This window comes from Rhodoferax lacus, from assembly GCF_003415675.1.
GTDB lineage: Bacteria > Pseudomonadota > Gammaproteobacteria > Burkholderiales > Burkholderiaceae_C > Allorhodoferax > Allorhodoferax lacus.
In genome coordinates, this window is sequence record NZ_QFZK01000003.1 from 353,800 (window position 1) to 366,666 (window position 12,867).

Annotated in this window: 13 protein-coding genes; 7 read left to right on the forward strand and 6 right to left on the reverse strand. The window is 63.6% G+C overall.

The window, feature by feature from the left end:
- Nucleotides 1-18: 18 nt before the first annotated feature.
- The 3 genes from DIC66_RS07760 to DIC66_RS07770 are packed head-to-tail and all read right to left on the reverse strand — an operon-like array spanning nt 19 to nt 2,189.
- The gene (locus DIC66_RS07760; protein ID WP_233505826.1) at nt 19-987 is read right to left on the reverse strand and encodes an HD-GYP domain-containing protein; all 969 of its coding nucleotides are present in this window, start codon (nt 985-987) and stop codon (nt 19-21) included.
- A 17-nt stretch (nt 988-1,004) separates the two neighbouring features.
- Nucleotides 1,005-1,694 carry a retropepsin-like aspartic protease family protein gene (locus DIC66_RS07765; protein WP_233505827.1) on the reverse strand — a complete coding sequence of 230 codons (690 nt, stop codon included), beginning with the start codon at nt 1,692-1,694 and terminating at the stop codon, nt 1,005-1,007.
- Between the two features lie 9 nt (nt 1,695-1,703).
- On the reverse strand, nt 1,704-2,189 hold the full coding sequence (locus DIC66_RS07770; RefSeq protein ID WP_117175745.1) for a YajQ family cyclic di-GMP-binding protein: 486 nt from the start codon (nt 2,187-2,189) through the stop codon (nt 1,704-1,706).
- Nucleotides 2,190-2,225: 36 nt separating this feature from the next.
- On the opposite strand from DIC66_RS07770, the gene murB reads away from it, so the two are divergent.
- The 4 genes from murB (at nt 2,226) to DIC66_RS07790 (ending at nt 8,602) form a co-directional block, all read left to right on the forward strand.
- Nucleotides 2,226-3,299: a UDP-N-acetylmuramate dehydrogenase gene (murB, locus tag DIC66_RS07775; RefSeq protein WP_117175747.1), complete on the forward strand. Its 1,074-nt coding sequence runs from the start codon at nt 2,226-2,228 to the stop codon at nt 3,297-3,299.
- 17 nt (nt 3,300-3,316) lie between these two features.
- A complete protein-coding gene (locus DIC66_RS07780) occupies nt 3,317-4,291 on the forward strand; it encodes a complex I NDUFA9 subunit family protein (protein WP_117175750.1) in 975 nt (324 codons plus the stop codon).
- A 116-nt stretch (nt 4,292-4,407) separates the two neighbouring features.
- Nucleotides 4,408-5,151, forward strand: a complete 744-nt coding sequence (locus DIC66_RS07785; RefSeq protein ID WP_117175753.1) for a substrate-binding periplasmic protein — start codon at nt 4,408-4,410, stop codon at nt 5,149-5,151.
- Between the two features lie 31 nt (nt 5,152-5,182).
- On the forward strand, nt 5,183-8,602 hold the full coding sequence (locus DIC66_RS07790; RefSeq protein WP_147321267.1) for a response regulator: 3,420 nt from the start codon (nt 5,183-5,185) through the stop codon (nt 8,600-8,602).
- A gap of 7 nt (nt 8,603-8,609) precedes the next feature.
- Here DIC66_RS07790 and argG read toward each other — a convergent pair whose 3' ends face one another.
- On the reverse strand, nt 8,610-9,953 hold the full coding sequence (argG, locus tag DIC66_RS07795; RefSeq protein WP_117175758.1) for an argininosuccinate synthase: 1,344 nt from the start codon (nt 9,951-9,953) through the stop codon (nt 8,610-8,612).
- Nucleotides 9,954-9,970: 17 nt separating this feature from the next.
- Entirely contained in the window at nt 9,971-10,291 is a 321-nt protein-coding gene (ppnP, locus tag DIC66_RS07800; protein ID WP_117175761.1) for a pyrimidine/purine nucleoside phosphorylase, read from the reverse strand.
- Nucleotides 10,292-10,455: 164 nt separating this feature from the next.
- Between ppnP and DIC66_RS07805 the strand changes: the two genes are divergently transcribed.
- Entirely contained in the window at nt 10,456-10,707 is a 252-nt protein-coding gene (locus tag DIC66_RS07805; RefSeq protein ID WP_117175764.1) for a type II toxin-antitoxin system Phd/YefM family antitoxin, read from the forward strand.
- Entirely contained in the window at nt 10,704-11,132 is a 429-nt protein-coding gene (locus DIC66_RS07810) for a type II toxin-antitoxin system VapC family toxin (RefSeq protein ID WP_117175767.1), read from the forward strand. Before DIC66_RS07805 ends, DIC66_RS07810 begins: the two co-directional genes overlap by 4 nt.
- Here the strand turns inward: DIC66_RS07810 and DIC66_RS07815 are convergent.
- The gene (locus tag DIC66_RS07815) at nt 11,123-11,494 is read right to left on the reverse strand and encodes an arsenate reductase (protein WP_117175928.1); all 372 of its coding nucleotides are present in this window, start codon (nt 11,492-11,494) and stop codon (nt 11,123-11,125) included. The two genes, DIC66_RS07810 and DIC66_RS07815, sit on opposite strands and share 10 nt — an antisense overlap.
- Nucleotides 11,495-11,533: 39 nt before the next feature.
- Here DIC66_RS07815 and folC point away from each other — a divergent pair, with 39 nt between their 5' ends.
- On the forward strand, nt 11,534-12,844 hold the full coding sequence (folC, locus tag DIC66_RS07820; RefSeq protein ID WP_117175770.1) for a bifunctional tetrahydrofolate synthase/dihydrofolate synthase: 1,311 nt from the start codon (nt 11,534-11,536) through the stop codon (nt 12,842-12,844).
- Nucleotides 12,845-12,867 lie beyond the last annotated feature (23 nt).

Sequence of the window (12,867 nt, forward strand, 5' to 3'; positions counted from 1 at the left end):
GCCGCACTTCTCAGGTGTCTACAGGTTCGACGTCGCCTGGTGGCTCAGACCCAGAATCTGGTAGTGGTTGAGCTGGGCCCGCACGCCGGAGGCGGGCAATGCCGAGCGGATGCTGGGTGCGCCCTGGGCCGTGGCATGCAGGCGCGGCGTGGGCAGCAGGTGGCCGTCGGCCCCGCCCACAATGGCTACAAAGGGCATATTGGCCTTGGGGCTGCGGCGCAGTACCACGCCGAGTTCGTCACTGTCCATGCGCACAAAGGTGCCGGGTGGGCACAGGCCCACCACGCGCATCAGGGCGTGTCCGATTTCATCACTCTTGGCCGATGTGTTGGCCATCACCGTGCGTGCCGATTCCGTGGCGCTGCGTCCGGCCCGTGACAGGCGCGGGCTGATCATGGCCGCGTAGCGGTCCACCATCTTCAGAATGCGGGTCAGGCGCACGGCGGGTGCAACACTTCGGAAGTCCCCCGCATCCACCCGGTTGTCATGGTGGCCGCCCACGATCTCAAGCCAGTCCTCGTCGCGCACGCCCATGTTGCCCAGGAGCATGGCGCTCTTGACCGGGTGCACGCGGATCAGTTCCTGCTGCTGGCCGCTGGGCCGCTCGCTCTGGTTGGCCAGCAGGTCCTGCATGGCGGTCATGGACACGTTCATGGTCAGTGCCGCGTGCACCAGGCTTTCGCGTTCCTTGATGGGCAGGTTCAATTCCCGGGCCATCAAATGACACAGCACGGCGCACACCAGGGAGTGGGAGGCGCTGTAGCCCACCGGTGAATTGCTGGCCAGCTGGAACAGCAGGTACAGGCCGGCATCCGGGTCGCGCTGCATGAGGGCCTGCATCCAGCGGTCGTATTGCAGCACGCGGTGCGCAAACTGCTGGGTGTTCTCGGGGCTGCCCAAAATAATGCCCAGGCCGGACTCCAGGTCGGACCAGGCGGCCAACAGGTCTTCGTATTCGTTTTCGTCCTTGACGGGCATGGCAGACATGGGAAATTCGGGATGGTTCAGTAGCGCTTTTCGAGCACCATCTGGTCATTGGTTCGGGTCATCTGGAAGTGCGCCAAAAAGCTGTTGCCCAGCAATACATAGGGCATGGAGCCGGAGGTCACCACCGAGTCTACGTCGTACACCAGCACGTCACCCACACGCACCGAGCTCAGCTTGACACGCCACACAGGGATCACGCCATTGGCGGTGCTCACCTGTGCGGGTGTGCCAGCCTTGTAGTCAATGCCCAGGCGCTGGGCTTCCTGCACGCTCAGCGACACCAGCGAGGCCCCGGTGTCCACCATCATGGGCACGGCCTTGCCGTTGATCTGGCCCTGGGCCAGGAAGTGCCCGCCGCTGCTGGCCGTCAGCACCGCCTTGGTGCCGGCGGCCGGGTCGGTGCTGGGGCCCACGCTGGCCGGGGCGTCACCGACCTGCAGGCTGCGGCGCTTGCCGGCAATTTCCAGTACGGCCCCATCGCCGTCGGTGGATATGACCTTGACACCCTTGTACACACCACCTGTGGCCACGGACTTCGGCGGCGCGCCATCCACAATCAGCAGGGCGCGGCCACCGAGCATGCCGACCAGGCTCACGGTGGTCTGCGTCGGTACCTGCACCACAGCCTGCACAGGTGCCTGCGCCTGCGCTTGCGCCCGGGCCTGCGGCATGAGCAGCATCAGGGCCAGCAGCGCAAGTGTTTTCACCAAGGTGCCCTAGTCGCGGAAGTTGTTGAAGCTCAGCGGCACATCGGCCACATCTTTTTTGATCAGCGCCATGGCGGCCTGCAGGTCGTCGCGCTTGGCGCCGGTGACGCGCACCGCATCGCCCTGGATGGCGGCCTGCACCTTGATCTTGCTGTCCTTGAGCAGGCGCTGGATTTTTTTGGAGATCTCGGTCTCGATGCCGTTGCGGATCTTGATGACCTGCTTGACCTTGTCGCCACCGATTTTTTGCACATCGCCCTTGTCCAGGTAGCGCACATCGACATTGCGTTTGGTCAGCTTGTTGTGCAGCACTTCCAGGATTTGCTGCAGCTGGAAGTCGGCATCGCCAATCAAGGTGATTTCCTTGTCCTTGAGCTCGATGCTGGCGGAGGTGCCTTTGAAGTCAAAACGGGTGCCAATTTCCTTGGTCGTGTTGTCTACGCCGTTTTTTACTTCGGTCAAATCGGGTTCGCAGACGGTGTCAAAAGAGGGCATGGGGGTACTCAAAAAATGCGGTGAGACAATCCTGCCATGTTAGTCGAGAAAAACGTCCCACTCCAGCCGCTCAATACCTTCCACATCGTCGCCAAGGCCCACAGCCTGGTGCGCATTCGCGAGGAGTCGGACCTGCTGGCGCTGCTGGCCGACCCCGAATGGGCGGCACAACCCAAGTTTGTACTGGGCGGCGGCAGCAACATCGTGCTTACCGGTGATGTCAAACCGCTGGTGCTGAAGGTGGAAATTCCTGGCCGGCGCCTGCTGCAGGAGACCGCCCGACACTTCATCCTGGAGGCCGGTGCGGGCGAGAACTGGCACGACTTCGTGGCCTGGACGCTTCAGCAGGGTTACCCCGGGCTGGAGAACATGGCCATGATTCCGGGCACCGTGGGCGCCTCGCCTGTGCAAAACGTGGGTGCCTATGGTGTGGAACTGCAGGACCGCTTTGAATCCCTGGACGCGATGGACCTGGAAACCGGCCAGGTGTTCACGCTCAATGCGGCCCAGTGCGCCTTTGGCTACCGTGACTCGGTGTTCAAGCACGCCAGCAGCGTTGCCAGTGACGCCCCGCACCAGGCGCTGGGCCTGAAGGGCCGGGCCCTGATTTTGCGGGTGCGTTTTGCCCTGCCCAAAGTCTGGAAGCCGGTGCTGGGCTATGCCGATCTGGAAAAGAAAATGGCCGAGCAGCAGTGCCCCAACCCCACGGCGCAGCAGATTTTTGACTGGGTCTGTGCCATACGGCGCGCCAAGCTGCCGGACCCGGCAGTGATTGGCAATGCTGGCAGCTTCTTCAAAAACCCCACCGTCAGCCCCGAGCAGTGCGCCGACATCATTGCGCGCGATCCCAAGGTGGTGCATTACCTGCTGGCCGATGGTGCCGTCAAACTGGCCGCGGGCTGGTTGATTGATTCCTGCGGCTGGCGCGGCAAGTCGGTAGGGCAGGCCGGGGTGTATGAAAAGCAGGCCCTGGTGCTGGTCAACCGCGGTGCGGGCAGCAATGGCCTGGGCGCCACGGGCGGTGAAGTGATGACACTCGCCAAGGCAATTCAGACCAGCGTCTACGAGCGTTTCGGGATATTGCTGGAACCCGAGCCAGTTGTGCTGTAAACGACTACAGTGCGGCTATGAAAAACGTTCTTGTTCTTGGCGGCACTGGTTTTGTTGGCTCCCACGTCTGTGAAAAGCTGATTCGCGCGGGCTGGACGGTGACGGTGGCCACGCGCCGCCGCAACAACGCGCGCAACCTGCTGCACCTTCCTTCCCTCACCGTGCGGGAACTCGATGTGCATGACTTCGCTGCACTTTCGCGGGTCATGGCGGGCCATGATGCGGTGGTCAATCTGGTGGCCATACTGCATGGCAACCAAGCGGCCTTCGACAAAGTGCATACCCAGTTGCCGCAAAAAATTGCCGATGCCTGTTTCAGCAACGGTGTGGGGCAACTGGTGCACCTCAGCGCACTGGGCGCCAACCCGCAGAAGCCGGGTGCCTTGCCCTCCATGTATTTGCGCAGCAAGAGCATGGGTGAGGCCGTCCTCATGGCCACCTGCAGCAAGCTGGCCCTGACGATTCTGCGGCCCAGTGTGATCTTCGGCCAGGGGGACAAATTCCTCAATATGTTTGCCAGCCTGCAAAAGGTGTTCCCCTGCATGCCGCTGGCTGGAGCCGAGGCGCGCTTCCAGCCGGTGTGGGTGGAAGATGTGGCCAGTGCCGTGGTGAAAAGCCTGGAGCGCCAAGCTGCGGGCCTGCTCACCTTGGAGGCCTGTGGCCCTGACGTCTTTACCCTGAGGCAACTGGTGGAAACCGCAGCCAGGCTGGCTGGCGTGAACCACGGCCACGGACGCCCGGTGATTGGCCTGCCGCGTTGGGCCGGTGCCTTGCAGGCCCGCCTGATGGAGTTCAAACCCGGCGAGCCCCTGCTGAGCCGCGACAACCTGGCCTCCATGCAGTTGCCCAGCGTGGCCACACCCGGCATGCCCGGGTTGGAGTCCTTGGGCATCCAGGCTGCAGCCCTGGTGCCCATAGCCCGTGACTACCTGGCACAGGGCTCGCCCTGGCATGACCTGCTGGGTGTGCGCCTGCGCTCCCACTGGCGCTGAGGCAAAGCCGCTGAACCCGGGGCGCTGAACCCGGGCTGCCTGCCGCTTGCAGGCTTTTGACTTAAATGTGTGGGCGTGCCTAGAATTGCACACTCAATAATACATAGAGGTCAGCCATGCGTGCCAAAAACCGCTTTCTGGGCATCTTCCTGATGGGCATTGCACAGGCTTCCCTGGCGCAAATATCCGTGGCCGGCTTTCCCATACCCGGCCACATCGAGAGCCCCACCAAGGGGCACTTTGTCGAGCTGACCCTGGCCATTGCCAAGGAAGCAAAGCTCGATATCGACATCCAAATCTCTCCCCCGCCGCGCGCCATTGAGGGCTTTATGCAGGGCAAGAGCACGGTGCTGTTTCCCGCACTCGACGTGTTCTTTCCGCCCGACCACCCGGTGGTGCGCACCAAGGGCAGCTTCAACTGCAAGGAAGATTTTGTCTTCACCAAAAAAGGCAAGCCGGCCTGGCGCACCCTGGACGAGATCAAGGGCAAACGGGTGGGCTTGACGCAGGGCTATCCGTATGTCAAGGAGGTGCTGGAGCGCAAGGACATTGGCTTCGAGATGGCGCTGAGCGACGAGGCCAACGTGGAAAAGCTGATGAAGGGGCGCCTGGATGCCTTTGTGGTGGAGAAAGCCTCCGGCACGCGCGCCTTTCAGAACGTAAATGCCTTTGCCGACATGCAGGTGGACTACAAGCGCCCGGTTTCGCGCCAGGATGTGTACTGGGCCTTTCACGACAACGAGGAGGGCCGTGCGCTGGCGCAGAAGTTCGACAAGGCCCTCTTCAAGCTGTATCAGCGCCCCGACTTTTTCCAGCGCTTCAAGGTGGGCGTGATTGAGCCCATGGGTTGCAAGAAGTAGCCCCGTTTTTTTGGCTTAAAGCCCAGAAACCTTGGCACCTGATCCACCCACTGCAGCTGGCGCACAGCCCTTGGGGCGGCTGTTCCTCAAGCGCCTGTTGCTGGCCTACCTGCTGCTGGTGGCCGTGGTGACCGGCCTGCAACTGCATGTGGAGTACGGGCGCATCCGGGAGGAGGTGCAGTCCACCCTGGTCTATCTGGTCAAGACTTCGGCGCCCAGTGCAGAGACCGCGCTGTGGGATGTGCAGAGGCCCCTGCTGAAGTCGATTGCCGTGGGCCTGAGCGAGCATCCCTTCGTGGCCTTTGTCCAGATATTGGATGAAGACGGCAAGGTGGAAGTGGAGCTGGGCCGCCTGGAGCCACCGTCGGTGGGCTACGTGCCGCTGTCTTCCACCATGCCGCTTGCGCACCAGAACTCGGGCGGCGCGCAGCAGCAGGTGGGCACTTTGCAGCTGGCCTCCAGCCAGGCGATTGTGCTCAGGCGCCTGGTCTCGGTGGGCCAGGGGATTGTTGTGTCGATTGCAGTGCAAATGGTTTTTTTGGGCGGCATCGTGTTGCTGCTGGTGCAGTCGCTGATGGTCAAGCCGCTGACGGCCTTTGCGGGCAAGGTGTCGGCCATGGTGCAGGGCGGTGTGGACCGGCCGATCCAGATGGACCCTGCGGCCAGCTTGGAGATGCTGACCCTGCAAAGCGGCTTCAACCAGCTGGTGCAGCAAGTCGCGCACAGCCAGCGGGTCATCGCCGGGCAAAACGCCGGGCTGGAGCAACGCGTGCAGGAACGTACCCGCGCGCTCAATGAAAACCAGGCGCATCTCCAGACCATTTTTGAGCACGCCAGCAACGGCATCTTCTTTGCCGATCTGGATGGACGGCTACTGCGCTTCAACACCCGCCTGACTGACATGCTGGGGCGCAGTGCCCAGCAGTGCCAGGCCTGCGATTACCTGGACTTTTCGCACCCGCAGGATCTGCCCCAGGAGACGGAGTGCCGCAAGCAGCTGCTGCGGGCCGAACTCGACAGCTACCGCCTGGAGAAGCGCTACCTGGACGGGCAGGGCCATGTGCTGTGGGTGGATGTGGCCGTGACTGCCATCCGCGACGAATCCGGGCGGCTGGTGAATCTGTTGGGTGTGGTGGTGGATGTGTCTGAGCGGCGCCAGGTGGCCCAGGCCCTGCTGGACGCCAAGGAAAAGGCCGAAGACGCCACCCGCGCCAAGAGCGATTTCCTGGCCAATATGAGCCACGAAATCCGCACCCCCATGAACGCCATCATTGGCATGAGCCAGCTGGCCCTGAGCACCGACCTGGATACGCGCCAGCGTGGCTATGTGGACAAGGTCAACCGCGCGGCGGTCAACCTGCTGGGCATCATCAACGACATCCTCGACTTCTCCAAAATTGAGGCGGGCAAGCTGACCATGGAGCGCATTGAATTCCGGCTCGAAGACGTGATGACCCAGTTGGCCAGCCTGTTGAGCCTGAAGGTGACGGACGCCGCCCTGGAGCTGCATTTCAGAATGCCCGCCAAGCTGCCTGCCGCACTGCTGGGCGACCCGCTGCGCCTGGGGCAGATACTGATCAACCTGGGCAACAACGCCCTCAAGTTCACGCAGGCAGGCAACGTGGTGGTGGGGGTGGAGCTGGAGTCCAAAAGCCGCGACGAAGTGCGCCTGCATTTCTCGGTGCAGGACTCGGGCATCGGCATGAGTGCCGATCAATGCGCCCGCCTGTTCCAGTCCTTCAGCCAGGCCGATGCCTCCACCACCCGGCGCTTTGGCGGCACCGGGCTGGGGCTGGTGATTTCCAAGAACCTGGTGGAGATGATGGACGGACGCATCTGGGTCGAGAGTGCGCCGGGCCAGGGCTCTACCTTTCACTTCACTGCGGCCTTTGGCCGGACCCGCGGTGCCAGCGTTTCGCGCACGCTGGTGGCGCGCTCACTGGCCGGCCTGCGCGTGCTGCTGGTGGACGATAACCCGGTGGCGCAGGACATCATCGCCGGCATGCTGGAGCAACTCGGCCTGTGGGTGAGCACAGTGGCTGAGGCCGATGTGGCCCTGGCCCGGGTGCAGGAGGCCAGTATCCACGGCAGGCCGTTTGACCTGCTGGTGATGGACTGGAAAATGCCCGCCACCGACACCCTGGCCTGTGTGCAAGGCATGCGTAGCCAGCAGGCCGATGCCCCGCCCGTGCTGGTGCTGAGCGCCTTTGGACGCGAAGAGGTGGACCGGGCCTGTGCCCAGACCGGTGTGGCCGTGGCGGCGATTGCCACCAAGCCGCTGACGCCCCTGGCGTTGCTGGAGGCCGTGGGCGCGGCGCTGAACAAGGACGAACTGGTGAGCCGGGTGCAATCGGTCTCGGTACCAAGTTCGCCACAGGCCATGTCGCAGCTGCGCGGCGCACGCCTGCTGCTGGTGGAAGACAACCTCATGAACCAGGAGCTGGCGGTGGAGCTGCTGACCCTGGCCGGTGTCTGCGTGGTGGTGGCTGACAACGGGCAAAAGGCGCTGGATCTGCTGGCGCAAGACGCGGCCTTTGATGGCGTGCTGATGGACTGCCAGATGCCCGAAATGGATGGCTACACCGCTACGCGCTTGCTGCGGCAAAACCCGGCCTGGGCCCAGCTGCCCGTGATTGCCATGACAGCCAACGCCATGTCCGGTGACCGCGAAAAGGTGCTGGAAGCCGGCATGAACGACTTCATTTCCAAACCCATCCATGTGAGCGATATGTTCCAGACGATTGCGCGCTGGGTCACCCCCGGGCGCAGGCCCGAGGTCGAGCTGTTGCCCGACCTGTTCCAGCCAGCGGCGCCGCAGCCCATGGGCCCGCAAGAGCTGGACGGCATCGACCAAGCTGCGGGTCTGGCCCGGGCTGCCGGGCGTGCCGACCTGTACCTGAAAATGCTGCTGCGTTTTCGGGACAGCCATGCGCACTTTGCGGTGCAGTTTCAGGATGCGCTGCAAGCCGGCGACTACGGAAGTGCAACCCGCCTGGCGCATACGCTCAAGGGCACGGCGGGAACCATAGGCGCGCTGGCGCTGGAGCGTCTGGCCGCCGCTCTGGAGGCCACCTGCCAGCGCGGTGACGCGCCAGGGGATTTGCTGGCAGTGCAGACGCAAGTGCTGCGGGAACTGCAGACCGTCACCACGGGCTTGGCACGGCTGCAGGCTGCAGCATCTGGCCCGGCTGCAACCGTGTGGAGTGTGGACAGGTTGCGCCCGCAACTGCAGTCTTTGCAAGACAAGGTGCAAGCCAGCGACGGCGAGGCCTGTGAGCTGGCGGTGCAACTGCTGGCCCATGCGCAGGGCACCGTGCTGGAGAGCACCCTGCGCGCGGTGTCATTGGCGCTGGAGCAGTTTGATTTTGACGAGGCCGACGGCCTGATTGCACAGGCCATCGGGGATCTGCCAGCGGCGGGTCCGGCAGCGCTGGCTGCCGAGAAGGGCTAGGTGGCCGTTACGGCTGGCGGTCGTCGCCCAGCTTGAGGAACTCGCCGTCCTGGCCCAGCGAGAGCAGGCCGCTCTTGGCGTAAATACCCAGCTTGGCACGGGTGTCGGTAATGTCCAGGTTGCGCATGGTGAGCTGGCCAATGCGGTCCAGCGGGCTGAAAGGCGCGTCTTCCACCTTTTCCATGCTCAGGCGTTCGGGCGCGTAGGTCAGGTTGGGGGACTCGGTGTCCAACAGGGAGTAGTCGTTGCCGCGGCGCAGTTCCAGCGTCACCGTGCCGGTGATGGCGCGCGCCACCCAGCGCTGGGCGGTTTCGCGCAGCATGATGGCCTGCGAGTCAAACCAGCGGCCCTGGTAGAGCAGGCGTCCGAGCTTGCGGCCGGAGTCGCGGTACTGCTCGATGGTGTCTTCGTTGTGGATGCCGGTAACCAGGCGCTCGTAGGCGATGAACAGCAGGGCCAGGCCGGGGGCCTCGTAAATGCCGCGGCTCTTGGCCTCGATGATGCGGTTCTCGATCTGGTCGCTCATGCCCAGGCCGTGGCGTCCGCCAATGCGGTTGGCTTCCAGAATGAGCGTCACCAGGTCGGGGTATTCCACGCCGTTGAGGGCCACGGGGCGGCCTTCTTCAAAGCGCACGGACACCTCTTCGGCTTTGACCATACAGTCGTCTTTCCAGAAGGGCACGCCCATGATGGGGTTGACGATCTTCATGCCGCTGTTGAGGTTTTCCAGGTCCTTGGCCTCGTGGGTGGCGCCCAGCATGTTGCTGTCCGTCGAATAAGCTTTTTCGGCCGACATCTTGTAGCCAAAGCCGTGGCTGGTCATGAAAGCCGACATTTCGGCGCGGCCACCCAACTCGTCAATAAAGGCCTGGTCCAGCCAGGGCTTGTAGATTTTGAGCGCCGGGTTGGTCAGCAGGCCATAGCGGTAGAAGCGCTCGATGTCATTGCCCTTGAAGGTGCTGCCATCGCCCCAGATGTTCACATCGTCCTGCTTCATCGCAGAGACCAGCATGGTGCCGGTCACAGCGCGGCCCAGCGGCGTGGTGTTGAAGTAGGTGACGCCGGCGGTGGAGATATGGAAGGCGCCGCTTTGCAGCGCGGCCAGGCCTTCGGCAGCGAGCTGCGGGCGGCAGTCCACCAGGCGGGCCTTTTCGGCGCCGTATTCCATGGCTTTGCGCGGGATCTCGTCGTAGTCGGCCTCGTCGGGCTGGCCCAGGTTGGCGGTGTAGGCATAGGGCAGGGCGCCCTTGAGCTTCATCCAGTGCAGGGCGGCGCTGGTGTCCAGCCCGCCAGAGAAGGCGATGCCGACTTTTTGGCCGACGGGGGTGTTTTGCAGAATGGTGTTGGACATGGGTGTGCGGTGTTGCTTTAAGCGTAATGGCAGATGTAGTGGTAGGCCTCAGCCACGCGGATGTCGAACTTGGAGTTGCCCGGCACGCTGAAACGATCGCCCTCGGACTGCTTGACCCAGACATCGGTGCCAGCCAGCTTGTATTCGCAGCCGCCGCCCACGCATTCCATGATTTCGGCAGCGCCCGTGCCAAAGGTCAGGCTGGAGGCCAGCACCACGCCCACGGATTTCTTGGTGCCGTCGGCCAGGGTAAAGCTGTGGCTGACGCATTTGCCATCAAAGTACACATTGGCTTTGGTGGTGAGGGAGACGTTGTCGAATTGGGTGGTGGTGGTCATGGGGAAAGGTGAAGACAGAGGGTGGGAATAGCCCACCATTTTATGTCCACGTGGCAGCGCCTATCGCGCATCAGTCAGTGAGGGAGGGTGTGCAAGGCAGGCGCAACACAGGCAGCCCTATTTCGGTTAAATTCTGACCTGTCAGATCAGAATTTGGAGGTTCCATGCAATCCTGGCAAATGCAGACGGCAAAGGCGCGCTTCTCGGACGTGGTGCGAAGCGCCAAGCAGGACGGCCCGCAAAACATCACCGTGCACGGCAAATCGGTGGCGGTGGTGGTTTCTCGTGACCTGTTTGATCAACTGAGCGGCAACGCCCGCTCCCTGGCGGAGTTCATGCAAGCCTCTCCTTTGGTGGGGCTCGATGAGCTCGATTTGGAGCGCGATACCAGCCCGGTGCGCGAGCTTGCCCTGTGAGCTATCTGGTGGACACCAATGTGCTCTCCGAGTTGCGGCGCAGGCAACCCGAACCACGGGTGGTGGCCTGGTTTGCCGCGCGGTCCGCGCAGTCCCTTTTTTTGAGCGTGCTGACCCTGGGTGAAATCCGCAAGGGGATTGCCAGCCTGGGTCAGGTAGATGCCGCGCGGCGGCAGGCCCTGAGCGACTGGCTGGAAGTGGATTTGCCCACGTTTTTTCTGGGCAGGATCTTGGCCGTGGACGGGCCTGTGGCAGATCGGTGGGGTTGTCTGCTGGCCCTTGCGGGCCGTCCATTGCCAGCCATTGACAGCCTGCTGGCCGCCACGGCGCTGCACCACAACCTCACGCTGGTCACCCGCAATGTGCGGGACTTCGCAGGCTTGGGGCTGAGCCTACTCAACCCCTGGGAGCCGGGTCAGGCCTGATTCAGGCGCTGGGCAAACAGCTCTGGGCTAAAGCCCACCGTGATGGCGCCGTCGCTCCACACCACCACCGGCCGCTTGATCACACTGCTGTTGGCCTGCATCACGGCAATCGCCGAGGCGTCGTCCACCACCGAGGCCTGCAGGGCCGCATCCAGCTTGCGCCAGGTCGGGCCCTTGCGGTTGATCAGGGTGTCGCGGCCCACGGCTTTGAGCCAGCCGGGCAGCAGGTCCAGGGGCACGCCCTGTTTCTTGTAGTCGTGGAAGGTGTAGTCCTGGCCTTGTGCGGTCAGCCAGTCGCGCGCCTTCTTGACGGTGTCGCAATTGGGAATGCCGTAGAGCTGAATGGTTTTCATGGCCGTCATCATGCCATTGCGCATGCCGGTGGGCGACAATTCCGGGCTATGACTCAAACCTTCACCACCTTGCCCGAGTGGCTGTCTTACTGCGAACAACTGCACCCCAAGAACATCGACATGGGGCTGGAGCGCGTGCGCACCGTGGCCGAGCGCATGGGCCTGCGCTTTGACTGCCCGGTGATCACCGTGGCCGGCACCAATGGCAAGGGGTCCACCTGCGCCATGCTGGCCTCCATCCTGGGCCAGGCGGGCTACAAGACCGGCGTCTACAGCTCGCCGCACCTGGTGCACTTTGAAGAGCGGCTGCGCCTGAACGGCGAGCCGGTCCAGGCCGATGCGCTGGTGGAGGGCTTTGCGGCGGTGGAGCAGGCGCGGGTGCAGGGGGAGGTGGTGTCGCTCACCTATTTCGAGTTCAGCACCCTGGCCATCTTCCATGTGATGTCCCTGGCCAAGCTGGATGTGGCGATTCTGGAGGTCGGCCTGGGCGGGCGCTTGGACGCCGTGAACATCATCGATACCGACTGCGCCATCATCACCAGCATCGACCTGGACCACATGGAACTCTTGGGCAACGACCGCGAGACCATAGGCCTGGAGAAGGCCGGCATCATGCGCACCGGCCGCCCGGTGGTGGTGAGCGACCCCATGCCGCCGCAAAGCGTGCTGGACCGCGCGCTGGAAGTGGGTGCTGACCTGTGGCGCGTGGGGCAGGACTTCAATATCTCCGGCGACAAGCAGCAATGGGGCTGGGCCGGGCGCGGCAGGCGTTACAGCGGCCTGGCCTATCCGGCGCTGCGCGGTGCCAACCAACTCGTCAACGCGGCCGGTGTGCTGGCCGCGCTCACCGCCCTGCGGGAGCGCCTGCCGGTGACGGCCCAGGCGGTGCGCAACGGCCTGGCCTTTGTGGAGCTGACTGGGCGCTTCCAGATCGTGCCGGGCCAGCCCACCCTGGTGCTGGACGTGGCGCACAACCCGCATTCGGTAGCCGCCCTGGCGGCCAACCTGGATGCCATGGGTTTCTTCCCCACCACGCATGCGGTGTTCGGCGCCATGGCCGACAAGGACCTGGCTCCCATGCTGGCCAAGGTTGGCCCAGTGCTGGACCGCTGGTACTTCACCGATTTGCCCACCGCACGCGCTGCCAGCGGCGCGGCCCTCAAGGCCGCCTGGGAGGCCCAGAACACCCGCAAGGACGCTACGGCGCTGGCCTTTGATTCGCCCGCTGAGGCGCTGCAAGCGGCCATCGCTGCCGCAGACCCCGCTGATAGAATCGTCGTCTTCGGGTCCTTCTACACAGTGGGCGGCATCTTGCAAGAGGGCATACCCCGGCTGCATGCCACCCACTTGGGCTCATAAACCACCAATCCCGCTTGTCGCGC